The sequence below is a fragment of the Leisingera thetidis genome (assembly GCF_025857195.1).
GTDB classification, from domain to species: Bacteria; Pseudomonadota; Alphaproteobacteria; order Rhodobacterales; family Rhodobacteraceae; genus Leisingera; species Leisingera thetidis.
Map to the genome: position 1 here is coordinate 2,038,187 of NZ_CP109787.1, position 22,931 is coordinate 2,061,117.

Sequence of the window (22,931 nt, forward strand, 5' to 3'; positions counted from 1 at the left end):
TGCAGGTATCCTGCGGGGTCAGCGGGCGGGAGCCGCCCCGCCGCCGCCGAGCGCCGCCGCCAGCTCGCGCAGCGCCAGCCGGGTGCAGCGCAGATATTCCGGATCATCCAGAAACACTTCATCCGCCAGCGGAAACCGGCGGGCCGCCGCACTCAGCGAGCCGTCGCCCCAGCGCGGATGCAGCCGCCGGCACAGCTCGGTATGCGCCGCGGCCTCCGCCGCACCGCCCAGGATCCGGCGGCACAGCCGCGGCCGGTCCCCGTCGCTTGCCGCCAGCAGCGCCCGCGCCAGCGCGGCAACATCGCCGGGCAGCACCGGCCGCCTCATGCCAGCTCTGCCTGCGCCGCAGGCCCGGCGCCGAACCGGGCCGACAGCTGCGCCACTTCCAGCACATCGCCCGCCTGCACCCCGTCCGCCGCTTGCGCTGCCGCCGGATAGGTCCAGCCCGGCGCGGCGGAGGTCTCCTCCCGCAGGACAGTGCCGCCGCGCATCACCCGGATGCGGTAGGCCTCCAGCTCTTCGCCGAGCGGCACTTCGGGCAGCTCCCAGCTGTCGCCCTCAACCCGGGTGCGGCGGATCCAGGCCGCCGCCAGATCGCTCCCCAGCGCCCCGCTGAGCCGCAGATGCACCGGCGCATAAGGCCTGAGGCCATTGCCGTCGAAACTTTCCTGCAGATGCACATAAGACGGATCCTCCAGCGCCCGCCGTGCCGGCCCGATCCGGTAATGCCGCGCCCGCCGCCGCTGCTCCGGCGCCAGCTCCATCTGCACCGGCGTGCCGTCCAGCAGCACCACAAACGCCCCCGCGGGCCAGACCTGCGGCATCAGCGCATCGGTCCCCTGCTGGCCGCGCAGCCGCCCCCGCAAAAGATAGGTCCGCGGCGCGATCAGCTCCGCCTCGCGGAACTGGAACAGCTCCCAGTTTCCGGGCGTGCCATCGCCGATCGCCGCGGCATTGGCCCCGTTCAGCACCGCCTCCGCTCTGCGGCTTTCCAGGGCGCCAAAGATCAGCCTGACCTGCAGATCCGCCCCCAGGTCCCAGCGCCCGGCCCCGGCGGCAAACAGCGGCGATTCCGTTATCCCGATCACCTGCCGCGCCGCAATCACCTGTTCCAGCGCATAGTTTTCATCTTCGCCGGATCCGTAGACCGCCACGCTGCCGGGCCAGGCCGCGGCGGTGACCGCCAGATGCGGCGCGTGCGGCAGCTCATCGCCGCGCATCAGCGGCAGGTCCATGAACAGCGGCAGCACCGGCCCGGGGGCGGCAAAGGCATTGACCCCCGGCAGCTCCTCTGCCACCGCCGCCAGGTCATAGACGCCGGGCTCGATCCGCACCGCCTCCACCAGCTGCGCCTCGGCCTGCTCCACCCGGTCGATGCGGTAGAGCTGACTGCCGCCTTCCAGCGGCAGCGACACCACATCGCCGGCCCCGAGGTGCAGCATCGAGGGCGGCAGCTGGAACCGCGCAGTATCGCGCGAAATCCGCGCTTCGGCCAGCCAGCGGCTGACGGTCTGGCGCGCCTCGGCCCGGGTCAGCGCCAGCGGCAGCTCGTTCTGGCTGACGCTGTGGGTGGCTTCATCCGGCAGCACCGCCTCGACCGATCCGGCAGCATGATCGCCGCCCCATTCGGTGAACCGCAGCCGCACCCGGCCCGCCAGCTCCGCCCCGCTGGCGCGGGCAAGCTCGGTGGTGCCGCCCAGCTCGTCGCTGTCGGCCAGATGCTCCAGCGCCAGCGCCTCGGCGCCGGTGCCTCTGCGCATCCGGAACTGCAGCACCCCGTCGCGCTCGATCGCGTCGAACCCGTGCCGCAGCATCAGCGGCTGCAGCACCGCGCGCGCGCCGCTCACATCCGGGTTCACATAGCCATGCACCACGCCATAAAGCTGCGAGACATCAAACGCCTGCAGCCCCGCCCGGCGGCACACCTCCGCCACCACCGAGGCCAGGGTGCGCTGGCCGGCGCGCCCGTTCAGCCAATGGCCGCGCAGGTAGTTGCCGCCGTCGTTCCAGATCTCCACCCGGCTCGGAAACGCCGGAAACGGCCGCGCGTCCCAGGCCCAGACATAGGCGTTGGCCATATCCAGCATCGGCCCGCCGTATTCCTCGGAGATGGGATTTCTGCCTGCCTCGCCCCAATAGCCCAGCACCGCCCGCAGATAGTGGATCTGCATCAGATCGTCGCGCAGGCCGTTGGAATATTTCGGCAATTTCGATTCAGAGCTTTTCGGGTCCAGGAACTTGTTGGGCTGATTGGCGCCCTTGTCGATGGCGGCACAGCCCAGTTCGGTGAACCAGACGGGTTTGCTTTGCGGCACCCAGTCCGTCGGCGCCGCCTGCCGCACCCCGCCGATCCGCTCGTGATGCTCGTTCAGCCACCAGCTGCGGATGTCCTTGTAGCGCCAGATCCAGGGTTCATCATGGGCGCCATCGGTGATCGGGGTGCGGATCTGCGCCGCCTCGGCTTCGGGCGAGTGGTAATACCAGTCATAGCCCTCGCCGCCCTCGACATTGCCGCGCAGGTAATCGGGGTCATAGATCGCGGGCACGCCGGATTGCGCATCCAGATGATCTTCGCCCTCGCGCCAGTCGCTGAGCGGCATGTAATTGTCGATGCCGATGAAATCGATATTCGCATCCGCCCACAACGGGTCGAGGTGGAAATAGCGGTCGCCCTCGGGCGACTGATAGCCCCAGTATTCCGACCAGTCGGCGGCATAGCCGATCCGGGTCTCCGGCCCCAGCAGCGCGCGCGCCTCGGCGGCCAGGCCCCGCAAGGCCTCCACCGCCGGAAAGCCCGCGGCGCCGCGGATCTGGGTCAGCGCCCGCATTTCCGAACTGATGCAGAACGCCGCCACCCCGCCCGCCGCCGCGCACAGCGCGGCATTGTGCAGGATAAAGCGGCTGAGGCTCCACTCGTCCGGCCCGCTGTAGGCAACAGTACCGTCGCCGACGGTGAAATCCGCCGCCGTGACGGTGCCAATGAACGCCGCCACCTCGGCCTCCGCCGCCGCCGTGCCATCGGGAGATCCGGGCCGGCCGGGCGCTGCCGACAGGGTGATCCGCCCCCGCCAGGGCAGATGCGGCTGGCTGGCGCCGCCGGTCCAGGGATCAGGCAATGCGTTGCCCTCGGGCTGGTCCATCAGGATGAAGGGGTAGAACATCACCCTGAGGCCCCGCGCCTGCATCTCGCGGATCGACTGGATCACCGAGGCATCGGCCGGCGTGCCGCCATACAGCGGCGTGCCATCCTGCATCAGCACTCGTTCCGCCGAGGCGCGGGTCACTCCGCTGACCGTCCAGACCATGTTTCCCTCGGCATCGGTGTGCTCCGCCTTGGGTTTCAGGGTGCATTCGCCGCAGCGCAGATCACCGCCGAACCAGGACACGATCAACGAGGCGGCACCGCAGGCGGGCAGCTCCGCCTCCAGCGCGTTCAGAGAGGTCTTGAGGTCGGACAGCCCCGAGGGCGTATGCTCATTGGCCGGTTTGGCGTCCCCCGGCCCGCCGGTATACTGCACCGTGTCGGCGGCCAGCGCGTATTCGCCGGTGCCCGGCATCAGCGCCACCCCCTGCACCAGCTGGCCCAGATCCTGCGCATGGGTGCTGCTGTCCGGCTGCTCGGGCCGCAGCACATCGAAGGAGAACTGCGGCACCCGGTTGCCGAACCGGGACAGGTCCAGGTTCTCCATCACCACATAGGCGGTGCCGCGGTAGGCAGGCACCTGGCCCGCGCCCTCGATCGCCTCCATCACCGGATCGGGCAGCTGGCCGGCGGTGCCGCGGTACACGGTCATGTTCAGATCCTTGGGCGCCACTTCCCCGCCATCGGCCCAGACCCGGGAGACACCGGCAATCTCGCCCTCGCACAGCGCGATGGCCAGCGAGACCGAGTAGCTGTAGCTGGTCACCTGCGGCTGGCTGGGCCGGCCCTTGCCGCCGCCGCCGCTGGCGGCCGCCGTTTCCAGAAACCGCGAGGTCCAGATCACCTGCCCGCCCAGCCGCATCCGGCCATAGAGCTGCGCCACCGGCGTGCCCTCGCTGGCCTGGGTCAGGCGGAAGCGGTCGACCTTGCCGGTCTCCACCGGATCGGCACCGCTGCCGAGCAGCCGTTCGTCGATCACCCGGCCCAGGGTGGCGCCCACCGCCCGGCCGATCACCGCCGAGGACAGCCCCGCCACGGTGCCTCCGATCGTGCCGCCAATGGCCGCGCCTGCGGCAGAGAGAAGAATGGTTGCCATCAGATCAGCTCCTTCGGGAATTGAAACCGCGCCACGATGCGGCGCTGCCAGGGCGGGCTCAGCGGGCTTTCGACAACCCCGTGGCCCGCATAGGCGTGGATGAAGGCGGGGCCTGCTCTCAGAACGTCCCGCCCGGCAGCCTTTGGGGCGTGTCCGCCCACCGCCGACTGCACCCCCAGATGCTTGGCCACCGATCCCTCCCGCATCCGGAACAGGATCACATCGCCCGGTGCGGCATCGCGCAGAGGCTTCGCCGCCAGATGCCGCGCCGCCGCCTGCCACAGCGCCTCGGCGCCCTGCGGCTCCGACCAGTCCATCGTATAGGCGGGCGGCGCCTCGGGCTCGGCCCCGCACAGCTCGCGCCACAGGCCGCGGATCAGGCCCAGGCAATCGCAGCCCGCGCCCCGGCGCGAGGCCTGATGCACATAGGGCGTGCCGATCCAGCCCCGCGCCGCTGCCACCACCCGGCTCACCGCCTGCTGCCTCCGGTGTTCATGCCCGACTGGCGCGGCACCGCCATCACCCAGTCTTCGCCCGGAATGTCGGGAAATCCCTGAAAATTCAGCAGGTTGTTGAATTTCAGCCGGCAGGTTTCCATGCGCTTGTCGCAGCCGGCCTCCAGCCGGACCATATCCCCCGGCGCCACCGGCGCCCGGACCGGCTCCCACAGCGTGATCCTGCGGCCCCCGGCATGGCTCTGATCGGCCTTGACCGCCGCCCACAGCCCTTCCGCGGCGCCGCTCAGCACCGTCAGCCGCCCGCCGGTGAACCAGTCCGGCTCAAACCCCGGCAGGGCGTCCCAGCGGAAAGCCTCGTTGCGCTCCACCGCCGCGGCGGCCAGCTCCGCCGCATAGCCCGGCGTCTCCAGATCGAACCGGCAGGCGGCATCGCCCAGCACCGCGGTGCAGGGTTTCTGATAGATCCGCCCCACCGGCTGGTTCAGCGCCTCGGTCAGGCCGCGCAGCTCTGCCTCAAAGGCACCGCCGGCCCGGCGGATCTCGCCCACCGAGCCGCGGAACTGCAGCCAGCGCATCGACACATCCTGCCAGTTGACCAGCCAGCAGCGCACCTCGGCGCCGTCGAAGCGGCCCGCCTCGATATCCTCCTCGCGCACCGCGGCATCGCTCAGCACCCCAAGCGCCTCGGTGTTGTCGACCGACAGGCCGGTGGCCTGGCTCACCGCCCGGGCGGTCAGGCCGCTGCCGGGCTGAAAGTCCAGCCCGTCAAAGCTCAGGACGCAATCGTGATCGGTGAACCCCAGCACCGCGCCGTCGCGCCGTGCCAGCGCCCAGGCCCGGCACAGGGTGGTGATGCCGCTTTGCACATGGGTGCGGAACTCTGCGCCTGGCCCGCTCATACCCGCACCTCCACCACCGGCACCGCAGGCGCCTCGCCGGCCTGGAAGGAGGCGACGCTGGTCTGGATGCCGCCGGTATCGAAGCGCACCGGCACGTCGAATTCGAACCCGGCCCGGATGCTGAGGCCCCGTTCCGGCGGATGCGCCAGGGTGATCAGGCCGGTGGCGGGGTCGAGGTCATAGTCGATGCTCTCGCGCAGCTCATCCTGATCGATCCCGACCCGGACCGTGCCCGCCACCGGCTTGGTGATCGGGCGCTGATAGGTGAATTGACCGGAGCGGTAGGTTTTGGCCAGCTGGAACGTCACCGTGCTGCCGTCGCCCTCTGCAATCACCTGGTCGCGGAAATCAGCCTCGGCGCTGGCGCGGGCGGATTTGTAATCGCTCCAGTCCTTCCAGCGGAAGCCGTAAAGCTGCCCCTGGCGGGCTTCGAAAAAGGCGATCAGCACCTCGATGTCCTCCAGCGAGCGCAAGCCGAGCCCGGCGTCATAGCGGCGCCGGGAATGCGCCCAGGGGGTGTTGCGCTCCTCGAACCCATTGGCCAGCGTCACCACATCGGTGCGCCGCTCCGGGCCGCCGACAGAGCCGAAGCTGAGCGAGGCGGGAAAGCGGACTTCGTGGAAATTCATGGTGTTACCCTCCGTCTTTAACGGTTGCGCCCGCCGCGCGACAGGGCACGCGACAGCTGCGCGGCGATCTGGCTGCGGCTGCGTTCAAAGCCTTTGACGTCGGGGGTGGAGACATTCATCACCACATGGACCCCGCCGCCGCCCTGGCTGCGCACCCCCAGCGAGCCATCGGCGCCGCGGGCCAGCGGCAGGATCGCCTCCGGCCCGGCTTCGCCCATCAGCCCGGTGGCGCCGCGCATCGGAAAACTGACCGGCCCGGTGACGATGCCGCCCTTGGCAAAGGGCATCACCTTGCCCTGGCTGAAGGCGGCGCCATCGGCAAAGGGCAGGATGTTCCCGATCAGGGCGGTCAGCCCGTCGGTCAGCATGCCGCCGACATGGTTGGTCACCGGCTTCATCGCGGCGTTGTAGGTGGTGCGGACCATGCTGCGGGCCAGCGTGTCCATCGACTCCGACAGGCTGTCTCCATCAAAGACCAGCCCGTCAAAAGCACGCCGCAAGCCTTTGGAAAGACTGCGGTCCAGGATCTGCGCATCACGCCCGGTTTCCGAGAATCCCTGTTTCACCCGGCCCAGCACCTCGGCAAAGGCTGCGGCCATGTCCGAGGCGCCGTCCAGCGCCTCTCCCAGCGCCTCGCCCTGCAGTTCCAGTTCTGCCATCGATGATGTGTCAGCCATCCGTCGTCTCCTTGTCCTGTGGCGGCAGCAGGTCCGGGAAGTCCTGCATCAGCGCGGTGAGGCGGTCGCGTCCCAAGGGCTGCGGCGCCGCCGCCCCGCCCAGCATCAGCCGCAGCTCTGCCGGGGTCAGCTGCCAGAAGTCGCGCGGCAGCAGTTTCAGCCCGGCCATCCCGGCGCGCATCAGCGCGGGCCAGTCGAGCGCGCTCATGGGGCGTCCGGCACGGAGAAGCTGCGCAGCAGCAGCTCTGCCGCCACCTTTGCCGCCTGCAGCGGGCCGCCGGCGATGCTGGCCGCGGCCAGCTCCTCGCGGCTCAGGTCATGCCCGCCGCCCTGCAGGCCCGCGGCCAGCAGCGCCAGCACGTCGCGGGCGGAAAACCGGCCCTGTTCGAACCGCTGCACCAGCTCCACCAGCGTGCCTTCCTCCAGCGCGGCCTCCAGCCCCGCCAGCGCGCCAAGCGTCAGCTTCAGCGTGTAAGGCGTTCCATTCACGAGCAATTCCGCCTCGCCTGCGTGCGGGTTCACCATCGTTCAGACCGCCGTGAAGCTGAGCGCGCCGGCGCTGGCCAGCGACAGCTCATAGGTGGCCTCGCCATTGTGGCTGCCGGCGTATTCCAGCGCCGTCACCTGGAACGGCCCCTGGACGATGCCGAAATCGGGGATGATCACCTGAAACTCCGGCATCAGCCCTTCAAAGAACAATTGCCGGGCGCGTTCGTCCGTCGCCTCGTCGCGGAAGATGCCGGAGCCGGAAATACTGGCCGAGCGCACCCCGGCGCCGGACAGCAGCTCGCGCCAGCCGCCCTGGCTTTCGAGGCTGGTCACATCGACGCTTTCGGCGTTGAAGCTGATCCGCGTGGCGCGCAGCCCTGCGATGGTTTCGAACAGGCCGGCGCCGTTCATGTCCACTTTGACCAAAAGGTCCTTTCCGTTCTGAACTGTCATGGGGTTTTCTCCCTGCTTTTCAATGGGATTGAAGAGTGTCCTGCGGCCTAGACGTCATCCACCCGCGCCCGGAAGCGCAGGGTGATCTGCCTGCCGCCGGTATTCAGCCGCTCCGCCTTGGCCCGGTCGAACCACAGGCCGGTCAGCCGGCCGCGGGCCAGCGGCACGGAGGCGCCGGCCAGCGCGTCGCAGACCGCAGCCGCCGCCGCCTTGGCGCCGGCAAAACCGGCGGTGTCGGTGGTGACGGTGATGAAGAACCGGTGCTCGGCGCCGCCCGCGGTCTTGTCGGAACGGTCCAGCACCTCCTCCGATCCCAGCGCCACATAGGTCTGCGGCAAGGGGCCCGCGGGGATCGCGTCATAGACCGCGCCGCCGACCAGCGCGGCAAGCGCGGCGTCTCCGGTCAGATGCGTGTAGACGGCGGATTGCAGCGCGCCTGCGATGGCATAGGTCATCCGCTCACCTCCTCAACCGCAAAACAGGTGAGATACCGGGCGCCCGGATCGCTTTCTGCAACCGCATCAATGCGGTAGATCCGGTTGCTGTCGCGGAAACGCTGATCCGGCCGCGGACGGGATGCAAAACCATCAGGGGATGCGCGCAGGGTAATCCGGTATTTCTGCAAAGACAGGCTGTCCCCGGCCAAGCGGCCGCTGAGCGATTTGACCTCAGCCCAGAGGGTGCCAAGCGCCACCCAGGTCTCGGCATAGCCGCCGGCGCCGTCGGAGGTGCGCTGCGGGTCTTCCAGAACCAGCTGGCGGGAGAGCTTGGGCAGATGTGTCATGCCAAGCCTCCCAGGCTGAGCCGCAGGCTGCGGTAGCGTTCGATCAGGCTGGTGACGCCAAAGGGCATGCAGCCGCCGTGCAGGCCGGTGTCGGCCCGGTATTCGTAGTAATGCGCGGCCAGGAGCATCACCGCCTGGCCCAGGTCGGCCGGCAGCGCGCCCCAGTCGGCGGCCATGCCGGCCTGCAGCGAGATCCGGACAGACCCGCCCGGCGCAATCGCGGGCAGCAGGCTGCCGGCGGCACACAGGCGCGGTCTTTGGGAGTCGCGTTCCAGCCGGTACTGCGCGGTATCCAGCACCGTCTCGCCGCCGCCGCCATCGCGCATCGCAACCTCGGTCACGATCTGCACCGGGGCAATCGGAAGAACCATCCCGGCCCGGTCGCGCCAGTGCCGTATTTCCAGCTCAAAACCGCGTGTTATCAGCGCCTTGCCGGTCCTTGCTTCGATCGCGGCCAGGGCAGCGCGCAGGAAGCCAAACAGCACCTCGTCCTGCAGGCTGTCCTCGCCGAAACCGGTGCCCAGACGCAGATGCGCCTTGAACTGGGCCAGCGGCAGGGCGGCCTCGGGCACGGGGGTCACTTCGCTCAGCATCATCATCTCACTCCTGCGGGCCGTCCCCTGCTGCGGCCCTGATCTGCTGTCCGGGTGGGGTTCGGCAGGCATGCACCATCCCTTGCCGCTCGGACGGAGGGGAGCAGCTGGACGGCAAAAGACTGTGGGGTGCATGCCTGCCGGCGGACCGGGCTGCCGGTCCGCCATCCGCGCTGAGCCTTAGCTCGCGCCGAATTTCATCAGCTTGATCGCGGCAAAGTCGCTGACATCGCCGCCGACGCGCTTGGTCGCGTAGAACAGCACATGCGGCTTGGCGCTGAAGGGATCGCGCAGCACCCGCAGGTCCGGGCGCTCGGCGATGGTGTAGCCGGCGCGGAAGTCGCCGAAGGCGATGGGGAAGCTGTTGGAGCCCGGGTCGGGCATGTCCTCGGCGATCAGCACCGGGTAGCCTGTCAGCCGCGCAGGCTCACCGGCCGCCAGCCCGTCGGACCACAGGAAGCGGCCGTCGGCGTCCTTCAGTTTCCTGAGCAGCCCCGCGGTCTTGGAGTTCATGACGAAGGTGGCATTGGCGCGGTATTCCGCCCCCAGCGCATAGACCAGGTCGATCACCGCATCGCCGTTGCCGACGTCGGCATCGGCGCCCGAGGGAATGTAGCCGAGGCTGCCCCAGCTCCAGCTGCCGTTGTCGACCACCGGGTGGAACAGGAAGCCCTTGGGCTTGTCGATGCCGTCGCCGTTGATGAAGGCCTCGGCCTCGGAGCGGGCGAATTTGCCGGCGATGCGGGCGGCCAGCCAGCCCTCGATGTCAAAGGCGCTGTCGTCGAGCAGCCGCTGCGACGCCTTGGGCAGCGCGCTCAGCTCATGCAGCGCGATGGTGATGCGGTCGATGCTGCCGGTGCCGGTCTCGGCGGCCGGGCCGGCTTCGGTGGCCCAGCCGGCGCCCATTTCGCTGTGGTCGATCAGCACGTCATAGGAGGAGGCCTCGACATGCACCACCGAGGCCACGGCGCGGATCGAGGCGGAGGACTGCAGCACCGATTTCACGGTCTCCGCGGTCTGCGGGTCGACCAGATAGCCGCCGTCGCTGTTGACGGCGGTGGACATCGCCTTGCCTTCCAGCTCGAGGCCGCGCAGGCCGTCGTCGTCGCCGCTGCGCAGGTAGGCGTTGAACGCCTTGTGGTGCGGCGCGCCCGCGTCCCGGCTTGCGGCCAGATGGGGGCGGTTCTGAGAGATTGTCTTACGGTCCAGCATGTTCACTCGCTCTTCTGCCTGTTTCAGCCTTGATTGCACGTCGTCCTGAAACCCCTTGAATTCATGAAGAAAGCCGGTGACGGCCTGTTTCACTTCATGGGTCAGGGGCGCTGCGTCCCCGGTGTTTGCCGGGAGGTCTTGGTTGCTCATGATGTCTGTCCTGCCTTGAGGTCACGGGTGATCTGGCGCAGGCCTGCGGCCAGCGTGCGAAGGGCATCCGCCTCTGCCTCCGGGGCGGCGGATTTACCCGCCACCCGCGCCGCGGGCAGCATCGGGAAGGTGACCAGCGACACCTCCCACAGCTCCACCTGGGTCAGCTGGCGGGTGCCGTCCCGGGTGCGGGCGGATTTCACGGTCCGGTAGCCGATCGACAACCCGTCGATGGCGCCTGCCTCGATCAGCGCGGCGGCCTCGGCGCCCTTGGGGGTGGCGGTGAGGATGCGGCCCTTGACGTACAAGCCGCGGGCGTCCTCGCGCACCTCGTCCCAGACGCCGATCGGCTGCGCCGGGTCGTGCTGCCACAGCATCTTGACGGTGCGGCCCTGCGCCTTGAGCGCCTTGAGAGAGGCGGCATAGGCGCCGCGCTGCACCACGTCGCCGCCCTGATCGGTCTCGCCGAACAGGCTGGCGTAGCCTTTGATCTGGCTTGCGTCCTTCAGCGAGAGATCCTCGCCGAAGCGTGCGAATTTATGTTCAAGCTGGGGAGCTCCCTGCATGATGTCTTCCTCGCAAATGGTTGATTTCACGGCAGTTGAACCGTCAGGAAGGATTGAAAGGCCTGCGCCAGGATCACCGCGGCAACACCGTAGACGGTGAGCCAGAGGCGTTTTTCCAGCCGCTCCATCATCTGTTCGATCCGATCCAGGCGGCGGTTCACCGCCTCATGCTGGATCTGGGCCACCCGCTCATGGGCGGACAGGCGCAACCCCGGCGAACAATCGAAAGCGTGCATCGGGTGCTCAGTCATCCTGTCCGCCCTCCGCCTGCGGTGCGGCCGGGGCTTCTGCGGGCAGCCCCAGCAGGCGCCGCTTTTCCGCGGTGGTAAGGAAATTGGCGGAGGCCACCCGGCGCCATTGCGCCTCGCGCTCTGCCGCCAATGCGGGCAGCTGGTCGAGGTCGGGTTTCAGGGTCAGCTCTTCGCCGGTCCAGCCCGCCAGCCAGTCACCCAGCGCGCCCGCGACCTTGGCCGCCAGCGGCAGCACGGTCAGCCGGTAGAAGGCGCGGTTGGCCTCCTGGTAATTGGCATAGGTCGCATCGCCCGGAATGCCGAGCAGCATCGGCGGCACCCCGAAGGCCAGCGCGATCTCGCGCGCGGCGGTGTCCTTGGTCTGCTGGAATTCCATGTCGGAGGGCGAGAACCCCATCGGTTTCCAATCGAGGCCGCCCTCCAGCACCATCGGCCGGCCGGCATTCCTGGCGCCCTGGAAATTCGCCTGGATTTCCTCGCTCAGGATGCGGAACTGTTCCTCGGACATGCGGCCGTGGCCGTCCGATCCGGACCACACCAGCGCGCCGGAAGGCCGGGCCGCGTTGTCCAGCAGCGCCTTGGACCAGCGCGTGGCGGCGTTGTGGACGTCGATCGCCATCGCCGCCGATTGCAGCGAAGAGAGGCCATAGTGGTCGTCCTGCGGGTGGAAGCTCTTGATGTGGCAGACCGGCGATTGCGCGGTCTCGACGGCAAAGCGGTGCTTGCGCCCGCCGACGGCATATTCAAAGGCGGCGGGCCAGCCGTCCGGGCCGGGCACCACATTGATCCGGTCCGGGCGCAGCACATGCAGCTCCGCCGGGGCAGCGCCGCCGCCCGCCACCGCCTCGATATAGGCGTTGCCGGACAGCAGCAGGTGGCCGTACAGCGCCTCCAGCAGCTCGGCCTGGCCCTGGCCCGGGTTGGGACGCGCCAGCAGCGCCAGCCAGGGGTGGCTGTCATAGCGCTGGCGGCTGTCCTGCAGCACCAGCGGCACCGCGGCGGCGGCCTCGGCGATCAGGCGGATCACCCGGTGGCCGACCGGATTGCCGGCAAAGCCGCTGCGGGTCAGGGAGACGCTGTCGCGCGGGCTCCAGGCGATGCGGCCCGCGCCCTGCCAGGAGACCACGCGGGCGGTCTGGCTGGCTTTCTGCTCAGGGATGTCGGGCGTGTTGCGCCGCAGCAGGTCAAAGACCATTGTCCGCTCCTCAATTTCTGGTGTCCGGCGCCGGAGCCACGGGGGCTGATGCGCCTTTGCTGAGGATGATTTATGGCAGAGAGAGCTGAAGATTTGCCGAGCGGGGCGTACGCAGGGGACGCAACACCCTGCCATATGCTGTTGTTTTTGATAGAAAACCCGCCCGTTGCAGGCCGGGCGGGTTTTGCATTTCAAAGAGGGCAGCGCCGGTCCGCGGGCGGGCGGGCGCTGCCCGGGCTTTGGCCTGGCGGCAGGCTTACAGCACCCGCACCTGCGGCAGCCGCAGCTTGGCGGCGGGGGCGATGATCAGCTCATGCACCGCCCAGACCAGCGCATCGAGCCGGTCGGGAGAGCCGCTGCCCTGATAGCCCTGCGGCGTCATCCGGCACATCTGGTCCTCGAGACCGCCGAGGCCCGGCAGGTGATGCACCCGGCCCTGCTCATACAGTGCTGCCACCGGCTCGGCGCGCGCCGCCTTGCCCTTGCCCGCATGCAGCGCCCGGAACGGCACCAGCGGGTCGGTCTGGCGCAGCACGGTTTCCACCAGTGCGCCGCCCTGATTGACCTCGGCCACCACCCGTTCGGCGCCATAGGCATCGCGGGCGGCAATCACCGCCTGCGCCCAGGCCAGCGGGCCGGCGCCCTGCACGGTGCGGTCCGCCAGCACATAGGCGCGCCAGTCCTGCGGCCTGCCTTGCGTGACCGCCCCCGCCACGACGATGCCGCAGGCGTCCGAGCCCTTGCCGGCGCTCACCGCCGGGTCGACGGCCACCACCACCCGGTCGAGCGGCGGCGCCTCGGGCACCTGCGCGGCCTCCAGCCCGGCGGTGGACCAGAGCGCGCCTTGCACATCGGCCAGCAGCACCCCGTCCAGTTCCTGCCGCCCCAGCCGGGTGCCCGCGTAGCGCGCCCGCATCTCCGCCAGGAAGGAGGGCGCGAGGTTGGCGCGGTTGGCCTCGGTCGGGGCGTGGGTGCGCACCGTGCTGGGGGAGGCCAGCAGCCGCTTCAGCACCGGGGCATTGCGCGGCGTGGTGGTGACGCAGACGCGCGGGTCGCGGCCCAGCCGCAGGGCGAACTGCAGCATGTCCCAGCTCTCCTGCCCCTTCTTCCACTTGGCCAGCTCATCCGCCCAGGCGGCATCGAACTGGGGGCCGCGCAGGGCCTCCGGGTCATGCGCCGAGAACGCCTGCGCCTCGGCGCCGTTGGGCCAGGTCAGCTTGCGCTCCGAAGCCTTCCACTTCGGCCGCCGGTCGGGCGGCGAGCAGGCCAGGATGCCGCTGTCGCCGTGGATCATCACGTCGCGCACCTGGTCATAGGTCTCAGCCACCAGCGCGATGCGCCTTGCGGTGCCGGGATCATGCGGGCGCGGCCCTTCGGCCAGCGTGCGGATCCATTCGGCGCCGGCCCGCGTCTTGCCGGCACCGCGGCCGCCCAGGATCACCCAGGCCCGCCAGTCCCCGTCCGGCGGGCGCTGATGGTCGAGCGCCCAGAAGCCGAACAGATGCGGCAGCGCGCAGAGGGTTTTGCGGTCCAGCTCATTCAAGAACCAGTTCCGGAGCAAGGGCGGCACGCAGGCCAGAAAGTCCGCGCTCGACAGCCGCGCGCGCCGCGCCGAGATCGAGTTCGTTTTCGGATTTGAGCATGCGGGCGAATTCGGTGCTTTGTTCTGCAAGGAGTCTCTCCACTTTCTGGCAATCGCGGATCAGCTGTTCCAGTTTGCCGATCCGGGCATTGGCGCCCGCCGCCTCTTCGGCGCCGGCGGTTGCGAGCTGCTCCCTCAGCTCCTCCGCCTCGTTGCGCAGGCGGTGAATGGACTCCTGCAGCGAGCGCAGGAGATCCGCGGTGTAATGGACCTGCCGTTTCAGAACGGCGGCACCGTCCTGCTCTGTTGCTTGCTCTATCATGGGTTGTTCTGCCTCATGCGTTTTTGTCCGCACGAGAGAAAGACAGGACGGCCGCCGGCGGAGGGGTCCGGGGCCGTCCATGTTTCTTCCAGCTGCAATGCAACCTATACGCGATTAGCGTGGAAAAGTCAAGGGTTTCGGCAGCAGCAGCGTACGGTGGGTACGCAACGGAGCGGGCCGGAGCGGATGGGTCTTCCCCCGGCCTGGAACGGTCCATCGGCAATGGAGGGCTGGTTTTCCATCGACTTCCAAGTCAAAAGGCAAATCAAATGGCGCACATCTTTGGAGAAATGCGTCTTCACAAAATTCCACTCATAGTTGTAGCGTCAGTTTCGCACAAGGCCGTGCGTCCATGCCATCATCAACAGCGAGGATCCCTCCATGGGTTGGAAGAATTACCAGATCGCCACTGCGCAAGAGTCGACTCCCGTGCCGGGCGATGCCGGAAAGATCTTTTACGATGCCACGCTCCACTATGTGACCATTCCGTCAGGCGCCACAATCGTGATGTCCGGCGGTCCGAACGGGGAAGGCGAAACATCGGTTGATGATGTGGTCAAGCTGACCCTGACGGATCAGAGCGACCCGCAAAACACCGGCACCTACTCGCATGACTACAGCAACGGCTGTTCCGGCGTGGTGACGCCGATGCAGCCCGTGGATCTGACATCGCAGTTCAGCGCGCTGGCCGGCAAGACCGTGAAGGCCACGATCGAGTTCTACGACAAATGCGGCGGCTACCAGAGCGGCACGAATTTCTACATCTGCATCTATAGCTGACGGCGGTCCCCCGGCGGCTTGCCAGCAGGCAAGCGCAGCCCGGCAGAAACAGAAAGGGCGCCCCGCGGGCGCCCTTCGCTGTTGCCATACGCTGGCCCTGCAGCGCTCAGTTGCTTTGCTGCTGCTCAGCTTCGATTGCGCGCCATTTGGCGACGTTGCGGTTGTGCTCTTCCAGTGTCTCGGCAAAGGCGTGGCCGCCGGTGCCGTCAGCCACGAAGAACACATAGTCCGAGGCTTGCGGGTTCACCGCGGCCTCGAGGCTGGCCATGCCGGGGTTGGCGATGGGCGTCGGCGGCAGGCCCTCGATCACATAGGTGTTCCAGGGCGTCGCCTTGCGCAGCTCGCTCTGGCGCAGGCCCCGGCCCAGGGTTCCCTCGCCCTTGGTAACGCCATAGATCACCGTCGGGTCGGTCTGCAGCCGCATGCCGCGGTTGAGGCGGTTGGTGAACACCGAGGCGACCATGCCGCGTTCCTCGGGCACGCCGGTTTCCTTCTCGATGATCGAGGCGAGGATCAGCATTTCCTCCGGTGTGGCGACGGCGGCCTCCGCGGAGCGGCCCTCCCAGGCGGCGTTGATGCGCAGCTGCTGCCGCTCCTGCATCTCTGCCAGCACCGCGGCGCGCCCGGTGCCGGGAGTGACCTCATAGCTGTCCGGCGCCAGCAGCCCCTCTGCCGGGCGCTCGCCGGTTTCCCCGGCCAGCACGTCCATTGCTTTCAGCGCTTCCGTTACCTGCCAGCTGGTCACGCCCTCGGCCAGGGCAATGCGGTAGCGGGTATCGCTGTCCTGCCGGGTTTCGGTATAGGCCGCCGGAACCTCATCCTCGCCGAGGATGAAATCAGCGATTTCCTCGAACTTGCTGGTCGCCGGATCCAGTTCGCGCACCACGGTCTGGGTGCGGGTGACGCCGACACGGTAGACAATCTCGGTGCCGCAGGTGGAGGCGCCGGAATGGGTGATCTCGGCAACGATCTGCTCCATCGAGGCGCCCGGTTCCACCAGGAAGCTGCCGGCCTTCAGCTGGCCGGTCTTCTCACTGTATTTGGCGCCGAGGCGGAACAGGGTGCCAGAGGTCACCGCGCCCTGGGTTTCCAGGTCGCCGCTCACCCTGGCCATGTTCGAGCCGCGTTCCACCCGCAGGCAGATCGCCGTCTCCAGCGGGCCCTCAGCGGTGTATTGCGATTTGCCCCACAGGATCAGACCGCCCAGAAGGAACAGCACCGCGATCAGAACCGTCAGCATGTTGGAGGCGAGGCTGCGCCACATCAGCCCGCTTTCCCGAAGATCACCGACGCGTTGGTGCCGCCAAAGCCGAAGGAGTTCGACAGCGCCACCTCGATCTTGCGGGCACGTTTGGCGTTCGGGGCCAGGTCGACCGGGGTGTCCACCGCCGGATTGTCCAGGTTGATGGTCGGCGGCGCAACCTGATCGCGGATTGCCAGGATCGAGAAAATCGCCTCGATCGCGCCGGCGGCGCCCAGCAGGTGGCCGGTGGCGGATTTGGTCGAGGACATGGTGACATTGCCCGCGTGATCGCCCAGCAGCCGTTCCACCGCGCCCAGCTCGATGGTGTCGGCCATGGTCGAGGTGCCATGCGCATTGATGTAGTCGACCGCCGAAGCCTCCAGCCCGGCGTTGGCCAGCGCCGCTTTCATCGACCGCTCGCCGCCTTCGCCATCCTCGGACGGCGCGGTGATGTGGTAGGCATCGCCCGACAGGCCGTAGCCCAGCACCTCGGCATAGATCTTGGCGCCGCGGGCCTTGGCGTGCTCGTAGTCCTCCAGCACCACGATGCCGGCGCCCTCGCCCATGACAAAGCCGTCGCGGTCGGCGTCATAGGGGCGCGAAGCCTTCGTGGGGTCGTCCTTGTATTTGGTCGACAGCGCCTTGCAGGCGTTGAAGCCGGCGATGCCGATCTCGCAGATCGCCGCCTCGGCGCCGCCTGCGATCATCACGTCGGCGTCGCCGGACTTGATCAGCCGGGCCGCGTCGCCGATGGCGTGGGCGCCGGTCGAGCAGGCGGTGACAACCGAATGGTTCGGCCCCTTGAAGCCGAAGCGGATCGAGACCTGGCCCGAGATCAGGTTGATCAGCGCGCCGGGGATGAAGAAGGGCGACACCCGGCGCGGGCCTTTCTCCTTGATCATCACCGCGGTGTCGGCGATCGACGACAGGCCGCCGATGCCGGAGCCGATCATCACGCCGGTGCGCAGGCGGCTGGCTTCGTCCTCGGGCGTCCAGCCGGCGTCGCGCACGGCCATGTCCGCGGCGGCGATGCCATAGAGGATGAAGTCGTCGATCTTCTTCTGGTCCTTCTTGGCCACCCAGTCGTCCGGGTTGAAGGTGCCGCCGGAACCATCGCCGCGCGGAACCTCGCAGGCGTAGGTGGTGGTCACGCCGCTTGCCTCGGCGTCAAATTTGGTAATGGGGCCCGCGCCCGACTGGCCGTCCAGCAACCGGGTCCAGCTCTCCTCGACTCCGCTGGCCAGAGGGGTAACCAGGCCCAGTCCGGTGACAACTACTCGACGCATTCCTTGCTCTCCTTTGCCTCGGCAATCCGTCCGTTCAAATAGCTTGGAATGGCCGGCGGGCGCAAGAGCGGGGTCAGATGCGGTTTCGCACTGCGGCGGGCGGATTTTTGCGGAGATCTTACGGGGCGGGAATACTTCATTAACCCTTCCCCCGTAGGTTGAGATTATTCCGATTGAAGCAACTCGGCATCCGTCCTCAAGGAATGCCACAGCGGGCTGGAGCTCTGGGCCAATTTTGTCTCCAGCCCGACTTTTTTCCGTCGTCTGTCCCAATGCCACCTGTCCCGCTGCCACCTGTCCCGCTGCCCGGAACTTGCCGCCCCCCGCCGGCGCACCGCCCGCGCCAAGCCGGCAGGGCGCCTGGTGCGGAACCGTTTCCGCCTGTCCGCCGCCGCAGAGTGCTGTTTGGCATGCTCTCGCCGCGGCAGTTGACCGTCCGGGCCGCGGCCCTTCCAAGGCAGGGGCTGCCGCAGCTCCTGCCCCCCGGAACCGCTGCCCGCGGCCGCGGCGTTAACCGCAAATTCGCTTCTTTGCGCCACACTTCAGCCTGGAAGGATTTAAGGAACGACCCCGCCATGAGAAAATGGCTTTCGATAGCTGCACTCCTGCTGATGGCCGGCCTGTCGCCGGGCCGGGCCGGCGCCGGCTGCCCCGTGCATCAGGACCTGTCAAACCTGCACCGCGCCTCCAAGGGCTTTCTGTCCTACCTCAGCTCCGGTCAGGGCGCCTACCACGTTCAGGATCTGAAGAACTGGATCAGCACCAACCCGCCTGCTCCGCTGCGCCAGCGGATGCGGGCGGTCGGCATCCAATCGGTGGAGGCCGGCGCGCTGGAACTGCTGCAGAAGCAGACGGTGCTTCTGCAGATTCTCGCCAGCCAGGGGCGTGCTGCCGCCCTCGAAAACGCCCGTCATCTGGGGGTACAGGACCTGGCTGCGGAGGTCGGAATCAAGGTCGAGGCGCTGCCTTGCGACCAGGTCAAGGAGGACGGGTACGGCAGCAAGCTGGTCGCCGTGGCGGCGTCCGATGCGCACCAGCGGCAGCAGATCATCCATGCCGGCATTGCCTGGATATCGTTTCTGGTGCTGGGCGGCAGCATCCTGTATTTTCTCGACCGGATCGGCATCCGCAGGATCCGCCGCACCAAACGCTACCCCTGCTCGGTTCCCTGCCAACTGCAAGCCGGCTCCCGCACGCTGCAGGGCCGCCTGGTCGATCTGAGCCGGGCCGGAGCCAAGGTGCACCCCGACGTTCCCCTGGTGGTGTCCGGCCGGGTCAGCCTCCGCTTCGGCGGCCATACCGTGGCGGCGCAGATCCGCTGGCAGACGGCGGATTACATCGGCGTGCAGTTTGCAAAGGATTTCAACTTCCTGCAATTGCACCGGCTGCTGGAAGCCTTTCCAATGGAGGATGACGATCCCGGCGTCAGGGAGGTGCCGCTGCCGCCCCGGCTCGGCGCCTAGCTCCGGCGGGCCGCGCGGCGCTCCGCGGACGGGTGGCAGCCGGCTGGCCGCCGGCCGACCTGCGGAACACCGGGCCGTCCTGCTGCAGGACAGCCCGGCATCATGCTGTTTGGCTCTTGCGGTGCCGCCCGGCCAGGCTACTGAAACTCAGCCACCTGTTCCGGTTCCGGACGGGCCACTGCCAGCGCTTTCTCCACCGTCAGGGTTTTGCGGTACAGCGCCCGGCCCACCATCGCGCCGGAAATGTTGTAGATGTATTTCAGCCGCGAGATGTCATCGGCATTGCGCACCACACCGTTGGCGATCACCGGTGTCCGTGACTTCTTGGCCAGCGAGGAAATCAGGCCCAGCTGTGCTTCGAGGTCGGTCATGTCGCTGTCGATATCGGTGACGATGATTCCCGCCATCGGCAGGGAATCGAAGGCGGCGATGAAATCTTCCGGCGAAATCGCCCCGGCGTGGCGCCAGCCATCAGTCATGACCTGGCCCTCATAGACGTCGACCGACAGAACAATCTGATCCGGATGGTGGTTGATCAGATCCTTGACCAGGTGCGGATCGCGCGCCGCCAGAGTGCCGATCACGACGCGCCCCGCGCCCCTGTCGATCCAATGCTCGACATGCTCGCGGGAGCGCATGCCGCCGCCCAGCTGCACCGGAATGCCTGCGCCGCGAATGATGCGGCAGACCAGCTCCTCGTTTCTGTGGTCGCCCTCAATGGCGTTGAAGTCGGTCAGGTGCATCCATTCCGCCCCTGCCGCGGCAAAGCCCTTGGCGGTCTCAACCGGGTCCACATGCCAGATCTGCGGCTCGTCAAGGCGGCCTTTTTCGAGGGTCACGCAGCGGCCGTTCTGAATCTCCATCGTGGGGTAAATCATCATTTGCCTATCTCCTCTGTTTTTTTGCCTCTTGAGGAAATCTTAGCACGGATCGCCCGGCGCGATACGCCGTATCGCAACGATTTACGGAACAATTGCGGCGTGCAGGGGGCACGGCGCGATAGCGCAAACACGCGCCCTCCCGGCGGCCGCGGACAAAAAGGAATCGGGACCCGCCGGACAAAAGAAAACGGCGCCTTCCCCGATGGGAAGACGCCGTCTGGTCCGGTTCCCCGGAAGCGGTGTTCAGGACGCTTCGGAGATGAACTTGACTGCATCGCCGAAGGTCTGGATGGTTTCGGCTGCGTCGTCCGGGATCTCGATGCCGAACTCTTCTTCAAACGCCATCACCAGTTCCACGGTGTCCAGGCTGTCTGCGCCCAGATCGTCGATGAAGGAGGCGTTTTCGGTGACCTTGTCCTCTTCAACACCCAGGTGCTCAACAACGATCTTCTTTACGCGGTCTGCGACGTCGCTCATGTCTCTTCCTCGTCTTTAAGGGCACTCTGCCCGGTTCTGCCCTTGCCCGTGCGGGCGGCGTGGTTGGTGCCCGGAGCGGGCGGTGTGATCCCCGCCGGGCGGGGACAGTGCGGCGTTTCCATTAGGAAATACCAGCGCGGATATGGGCCGCCTATAGCATAGACCGCGGCCAAGGCAAACGGTTTCGCTTGGTCACAGCCGCCGGGGCAGTCCGCATCCGCCAGCTATGAAGCGTGCAGATGGCCCCGCAATCAAGTCCTTGCAAGGGAGCGGCGCATAATTTTTGGCAAATCCGCCGTTTTTCAAACGCTTGGCTGCGATAGATGACCGGCTTCCCGGGCTTCGCCGCCGGGGCCCGGGCCGGGAAACCGCCCTGCAGGCAAGCTGCAGGGATTTGCCGGCCCCGGCCTGCCGCCGTGCTCAGATCATGGCCATGCCGCCGTTCACATGCAGCGTGGTGCCGGTGACATAGCCCGCTTCCTGGCTGGCCAGATACAGGACAGCGGAGGCGATCTCCTTCGATTCCCCCATGCGGCCGGCCGGAATCTGGCTCAGGATCGCGTCTTTCTGATTGTCGTTCAGCTTGTCGGTCATCGCGGTGGCGATGAAGCCCGGCGCCACCGCGTTCACGGTGATGCCGCGGTTGGCGACCTCATAGGCCAGCGATTTCGACATGCCGACCATGCCGGCCTTGGAGGCGGCATAGTTGCCCTGGCCGGGGTTGCCGGTGGAGCCCACAATCGAGGAGATGTTGATGATCCGGCCCCAGCGCGCCTTCATCATGCCGCGCAGCACGCCGCGGCACAGCCGCATGGTCGAGGTGAGGTTCACGTCCAGCACGCTCTGCCATTCCTCGTCCTTCATCCGCATGAACAGGTTGTCGCGGGTGATGCCCGCGTTGTTGACCAGGATATCCACCGAGCCCATCGCCTCGGCCGCCTGTTTCGGCAGCGCCTCGACGGCTTCGGCGTCGGACAGGTTGCAGGGCAGCACATGGGCGCGTTCGCCCAGTTCCGCGGCCAGTTCCTGCAGCGGCGCCTCGCGGGTGCCGGACAGCGCCACGGTGGCGCCGGCCGCGTGGAGCGCGCGGGCGATGTCGCCGCCGATGCCGCCGGATGCGCCGGTCACGAGCGCATTCTTGCCAGTCAAATCAAACATGTTTTTGTCCCTTATGTCTGAACCCCGGCGCAGCAGCGCCGCACCGGGAAAATCGGATTATGCCTCGGAAGCGGCCTTGGCGTCGTCAGGGGTGCCGATCTGGCGGCAGGCCAGCGCCCGGTCGATCTTGCGGATCATGCCCGACAGCGCCTTGCCCGCGCCGATTTCCCAGAAGTCGGTGACGCCCCTGGCGGCCATCGCCTGCACGCTTTCGCGCCAGCGCACGGAGCCGGTGACCTGCTCGACCAGCAGGGCGCGGATCTCGTCCGGGCTGGTGACGGCATCGGCGCGCACGTTGGCGATCAGCGGCACCGCCGGGGAGGAGATCTCCACACCTGCCAGCGCCTCGGCCATGGCATCGGCGGCGGGCTGCATCAGGGCGCAGTGGAAGGGGGCGGACACCGGCAGCATCACCGCGCGCTTGGCGCCCTTGTCCTTGGCGATGTCCGCGGCGCGCTCAACCGCGGCCTTGGTGCCGGAGACCACCACCTGGGTCGGGTCGTTGTCGTTGGCGGCCTGGCAGACATCGCCCTGGGCGGCTTCGTCCGCCACCGCGCGCACGGCGTCCAGATCAAGGCCGAGGATCGCGGCCATCGCGCCCTGGCCCACCGGCACCGCGCTTTGCATCGCCAGTCCGCGGGTGCGCAGCAGGCGGGCGGTATCGGCCACCGAAATCGCCCCGGCCGCGGCCAGCGCGGAGTATTCGCCGAGACTGTGGCCGGCCACGCAGGCCGCCTTGCCGATGGTGATGCCTTCGGCCTCCAGCGCCCGCATCGCCGCCATCGAGGCGGCCATCAGTGCCGGCTGGGCGTTCTGGGTCAGCGTCAGGGTTTCGATGTCCCCTTCCCAGACCAGCTGGCTCAGCTTTTCGCCCAGGGCGTCATCGACCTCGTCAAAGATGGCCCTGGCAGCCGGATAGGCGTCGGCCAGAGCCTTGCCCATGCCGATGGTCTGGGCACCCTGCCCCGGAAACACGAATGCGATCGTCATTGAAGACCTCGTCTGTTTTAGCGTTTGGCCTGATTTAGCGGCCCTTTCCCCTGCGTACAAGCAAAGCCGCACTTTGCGCACCAAAGCTGTGCGCGCAATGACAGAGGCGTGCGTTGCATCGGCGCCTGCCTTCGCTAGGTATAGGACAACCGGAA

At 67.9% G+C, this 22,931-nt stretch carries 26 protein-coding genes; 2 read left to right on the forward strand and 24 right to left on the reverse strand.

Translation table 11 applies throughout. The features are described from left to right. Positions 1-18: 18 nt before the first annotated feature. The 18 genes from OKQ63_RS09700 to OKQ63_RS09785 form a co-directional block, all read right to left on the reverse strand. On the reverse strand, positions 19-327 hold the full coding sequence (locus tag OKQ63_RS09700; protein ID WP_264213724.1) for a DUF7742 family protein: 309 nt from the start codon (positions 325-327) through the stop codon (positions 19-21). Next, entirely contained in the window at positions 324-4,238 is a 3,915-nt protein-coding gene (locus OKQ63_RS09705; protein WP_264213725.1) for a baseplate multidomain protein megatron, read from the reverse strand. Before OKQ63_RS09705 ends, OKQ63_RS09700 begins: the two co-directional genes overlap by 4 nt. Further along, positions 4,238-4,711, reverse strand: coding sequence for an NlpC/P60 family protein (locus OKQ63_RS09710; RefSeq protein ID WP_264213726.1), 474 nt, complete (start codon positions 4,709-4,711; stop codon positions 4,238-4,240). Before OKQ63_RS09710 ends, OKQ63_RS09705 begins: the two co-directional genes overlap by 1 nt. After that, positions 4,708-5,595 (reverse strand): phage/gene transfer agent baseplate hub protein, encoded by an 888-nt coding sequence (locus OKQ63_RS09715; RefSeq protein ID WP_264213727.1) that lies wholly within the window; start codon positions 5,593-5,595, stop codon positions 4,708-4,710. The genes OKQ63_RS09710 and OKQ63_RS09715 overlap by 4 nt, the downstream gene beginning before the upstream one ends. Beyond that, positions 5,592-6,224 (reverse strand): DUF2460 domain-containing protein, encoded by a 633-nt coding sequence (locus tag OKQ63_RS09720; protein WP_264213728.1) that lies wholly within the window; start codon positions 6,222-6,224, stop codon positions 5,592-5,594. The genes OKQ63_RS09715 and OKQ63_RS09720 overlap by 4 nt, the downstream gene beginning before the upstream one ends. A gap of 17 nt (positions 6,225-6,241) precedes the next feature. Next, positions 6,242-6,901, reverse strand: a complete 660-nt coding sequence (locus tag OKQ63_RS09725) for an RcGTA-type gene transfer agent tail tape measure protein (RefSeq protein WP_264213729.1) — start codon at positions 6,899-6,901, stop codon at positions 6,242-6,244. Beyond that, positions 6,894-7,109, reverse strand: coding sequence for a rcc01693 family protein (locus OKQ63_RS09730; protein WP_264213730.1), 216 nt, complete (start codon positions 7,107-7,109; stop codon positions 6,894-6,896). Before OKQ63_RS09730 ends, OKQ63_RS09725 begins: the two co-directional genes overlap by 8 nt. Continuing rightward, positions 7,106-7,426, reverse strand: coding sequence for a gene transfer agent family protein (locus OKQ63_RS09735; protein ID WP_264213731.1), 321 nt, complete (start codon positions 7,424-7,426; stop codon positions 7,106-7,108). The genes OKQ63_RS09730 and OKQ63_RS09735 overlap by 4 nt, the downstream gene beginning before the upstream one ends. Positions 7,427-7,429: 3 nt before the next feature. Then, the gene (locus tag OKQ63_RS09740) at positions 7,430-7,843 is read right to left on the reverse strand and encodes a phage major tail protein, TP901-1 family (RefSeq protein WP_264213732.1); all 414 of its coding nucleotides are present in this window, start codon (positions 7,841-7,843) and stop codon (positions 7,430-7,432) included. Positions 7,844-7,890: 47 nt separating this feature from the next. After that, positions 7,891-8,298 (reverse strand): DUF3168 domain-containing protein, encoded by a 408-nt coding sequence (gp17, locus tag OKQ63_RS09745; RefSeq protein ID WP_264213733.1) that lies wholly within the window; start codon positions 8,296-8,298, stop codon positions 7,891-7,893. Further along, complete coding sequence (locus OKQ63_RS09750; protein WP_264213734.1) at positions 8,295-8,627, reverse strand: head-tail adaptor protein; 333 nt, start codon at positions 8,625-8,627, stop codon at positions 8,295-8,297. The genes gp17 and OKQ63_RS09750 overlap by 4 nt, the downstream gene beginning before the upstream one ends. Then, positions 8,624-9,223 (reverse strand): head-tail connector protein, encoded by a 600-nt coding sequence (locus OKQ63_RS09755; RefSeq protein WP_264213735.1) that lies wholly within the window; start codon positions 9,221-9,223, stop codon positions 8,624-8,626. The genes OKQ63_RS09750 and OKQ63_RS09755 overlap by 4 nt, the downstream gene beginning before the upstream one ends. A gap of 177 nt (positions 9,224-9,400) precedes the next feature. Further along, positions 9,401-10,582, reverse strand: coding sequence for a phage major capsid protein (locus OKQ63_RS09760; RefSeq protein ID WP_264213736.1), 1,182 nt, complete (start codon positions 10,580-10,582; stop codon positions 9,401-9,403). Continuing rightward, positions 10,579-11,148 carry an HK97 family phage prohead protease gene (locus OKQ63_RS09765; RefSeq protein WP_264213737.1) on the reverse strand — a complete coding sequence of 190 codons (570 nt, stop codon included), beginning with the start codon at positions 11,146-11,148 and terminating at the stop codon, positions 10,579-10,581. The genes OKQ63_RS09760 and OKQ63_RS09765 overlap by 4 nt, the downstream gene beginning before the upstream one ends. 26 nt (positions 11,149-11,174) lie before the next feature. Next, positions 11,175-11,399, reverse strand: coding sequence for a GTA head formation protein, RCAP_rcc01685 family (locus OKQ63_RS09770; protein WP_024090123.1), 225 nt, complete (start codon positions 11,397-11,399; stop codon positions 11,175-11,177). Next, a complete protein-coding gene (locus OKQ63_RS09775) occupies positions 11,392-12,594 on the reverse strand; it encodes a phage portal protein (RefSeq protein WP_264213738.1) in 1,203 nt (400 codons plus the stop codon). The genes OKQ63_RS09770 and OKQ63_RS09775 overlap by 8 nt, the downstream gene beginning before the upstream one ends. Before the next feature lie 256 nt (positions 12,595-12,850). Then, complete coding sequence (locus OKQ63_RS09780; protein ID WP_264213739.1) at positions 12,851-14,137, reverse strand: DNA-packaging protein; 1,287 nt, start codon at positions 14,135-14,137, stop codon at positions 12,851-12,853. Continuing rightward, entirely contained in the window at positions 14,130-14,579 is a 450-nt protein-coding gene (locus tag OKQ63_RS09785) for a hypothetical protein (protein WP_264213740.1), read from the reverse strand. The genes OKQ63_RS09780 and OKQ63_RS09785 overlap by 8 nt, the downstream gene beginning before the upstream one ends. 300 nt (positions 14,580-14,879) lie before the next feature. Between OKQ63_RS09785 and OKQ63_RS09790 the strand changes: the two genes are divergently transcribed. Beyond that, positions 14,880-15,278, forward strand: coding sequence for a hypothetical protein (locus OKQ63_RS09790; RefSeq protein WP_264213741.1), 399 nt, complete (start codon positions 14,880-14,882; stop codon positions 15,276-15,278). Positions 15,279-15,384: 106 nt separating this feature from the next. Here the strand turns inward: OKQ63_RS09790 and mltG are convergent, their stop codons facing one another. Together mltG and fabF are read right to left on the reverse strand one after the other, a co-directional pair. After that, the gene (gene mltG / locus OKQ63_RS09795; RefSeq protein WP_264213742.1) at positions 15,385-16,542 is read right to left on the reverse strand and encodes an endolytic transglycosylase MltG; all 1,158 of its coding nucleotides are present in this window, start codon (positions 16,540-16,542) and stop codon (positions 15,385-15,387) included. After that, positions 16,542-17,807, reverse strand: coding sequence for a beta-ketoacyl-ACP synthase II (gene fabF, locus OKQ63_RS09800; protein WP_264213743.1), 1,266 nt, complete (start codon positions 17,805-17,807; stop codon positions 16,542-16,544). The genes mltG and fabF overlap by 1 nt, the downstream gene beginning before the upstream one ends. Before the next feature lie 575 nt (positions 17,808-18,382). Here fabF and OKQ63_RS09805 point away from each other — a divergent pair. Next, complete coding sequence (locus OKQ63_RS09805; protein WP_264213744.1) at positions 18,383-19,270, forward strand: PilZ domain-containing protein; 888 nt, start codon at positions 18,383-18,385, stop codon at positions 19,268-19,270. Positions 19,271-19,407: 137 nt separating this feature from the next. On the opposite strand, the gene OKQ63_RS09810 is transcribed toward OKQ63_RS09805, so the two are convergent. The 4 genes from OKQ63_RS09810 to fabD all read right to left on the reverse strand — a co-directional run bounded on the left by OKQ63_RS09810 (position 19,408) and on the right by fabD (position 22,776). After that, positions 19,408-20,151 (reverse strand): 1-(5-phosphoribosyl)-5-[(5-phosphoribosylamino)methylideneamino]imidazole-4-carboxamide isomerase, encoded by a 744-nt coding sequence (locus OKQ63_RS09810; protein WP_264213745.1) that lies wholly within the window; start codon positions 20,149-20,151, stop codon positions 19,408-19,410. Between the two features lie 243 nt (positions 20,152-20,394). Next, positions 20,395-20,628, reverse strand: coding sequence for an acyl carrier protein (locus tag OKQ63_RS09815; RefSeq protein ID WP_005982462.1), 234 nt, complete (start codon positions 20,626-20,628; stop codon positions 20,395-20,397). A gap of 420 nt (positions 20,629-21,048) precedes the next feature. Then, positions 21,049-21,786: a 3-oxoacyl-ACP reductase FabG gene (gene fabG / locus OKQ63_RS09820; RefSeq protein WP_264213746.1), complete on the reverse strand. Its 738-nt coding sequence runs from the start codon at positions 21,784-21,786 to the stop codon at positions 21,049-21,051. A 57-nt stretch (positions 21,787-21,843) separates the two neighbouring features. Continuing rightward, positions 21,844-22,776 (reverse strand): ACP S-malonyltransferase, encoded by a 933-nt coding sequence (gene fabD, locus OKQ63_RS09825; RefSeq protein ID WP_264213747.1) that lies wholly within the window; start codon positions 22,774-22,776, stop codon positions 21,844-21,846. Positions 22,777-22,931 lie beyond the last annotated feature (155 nt).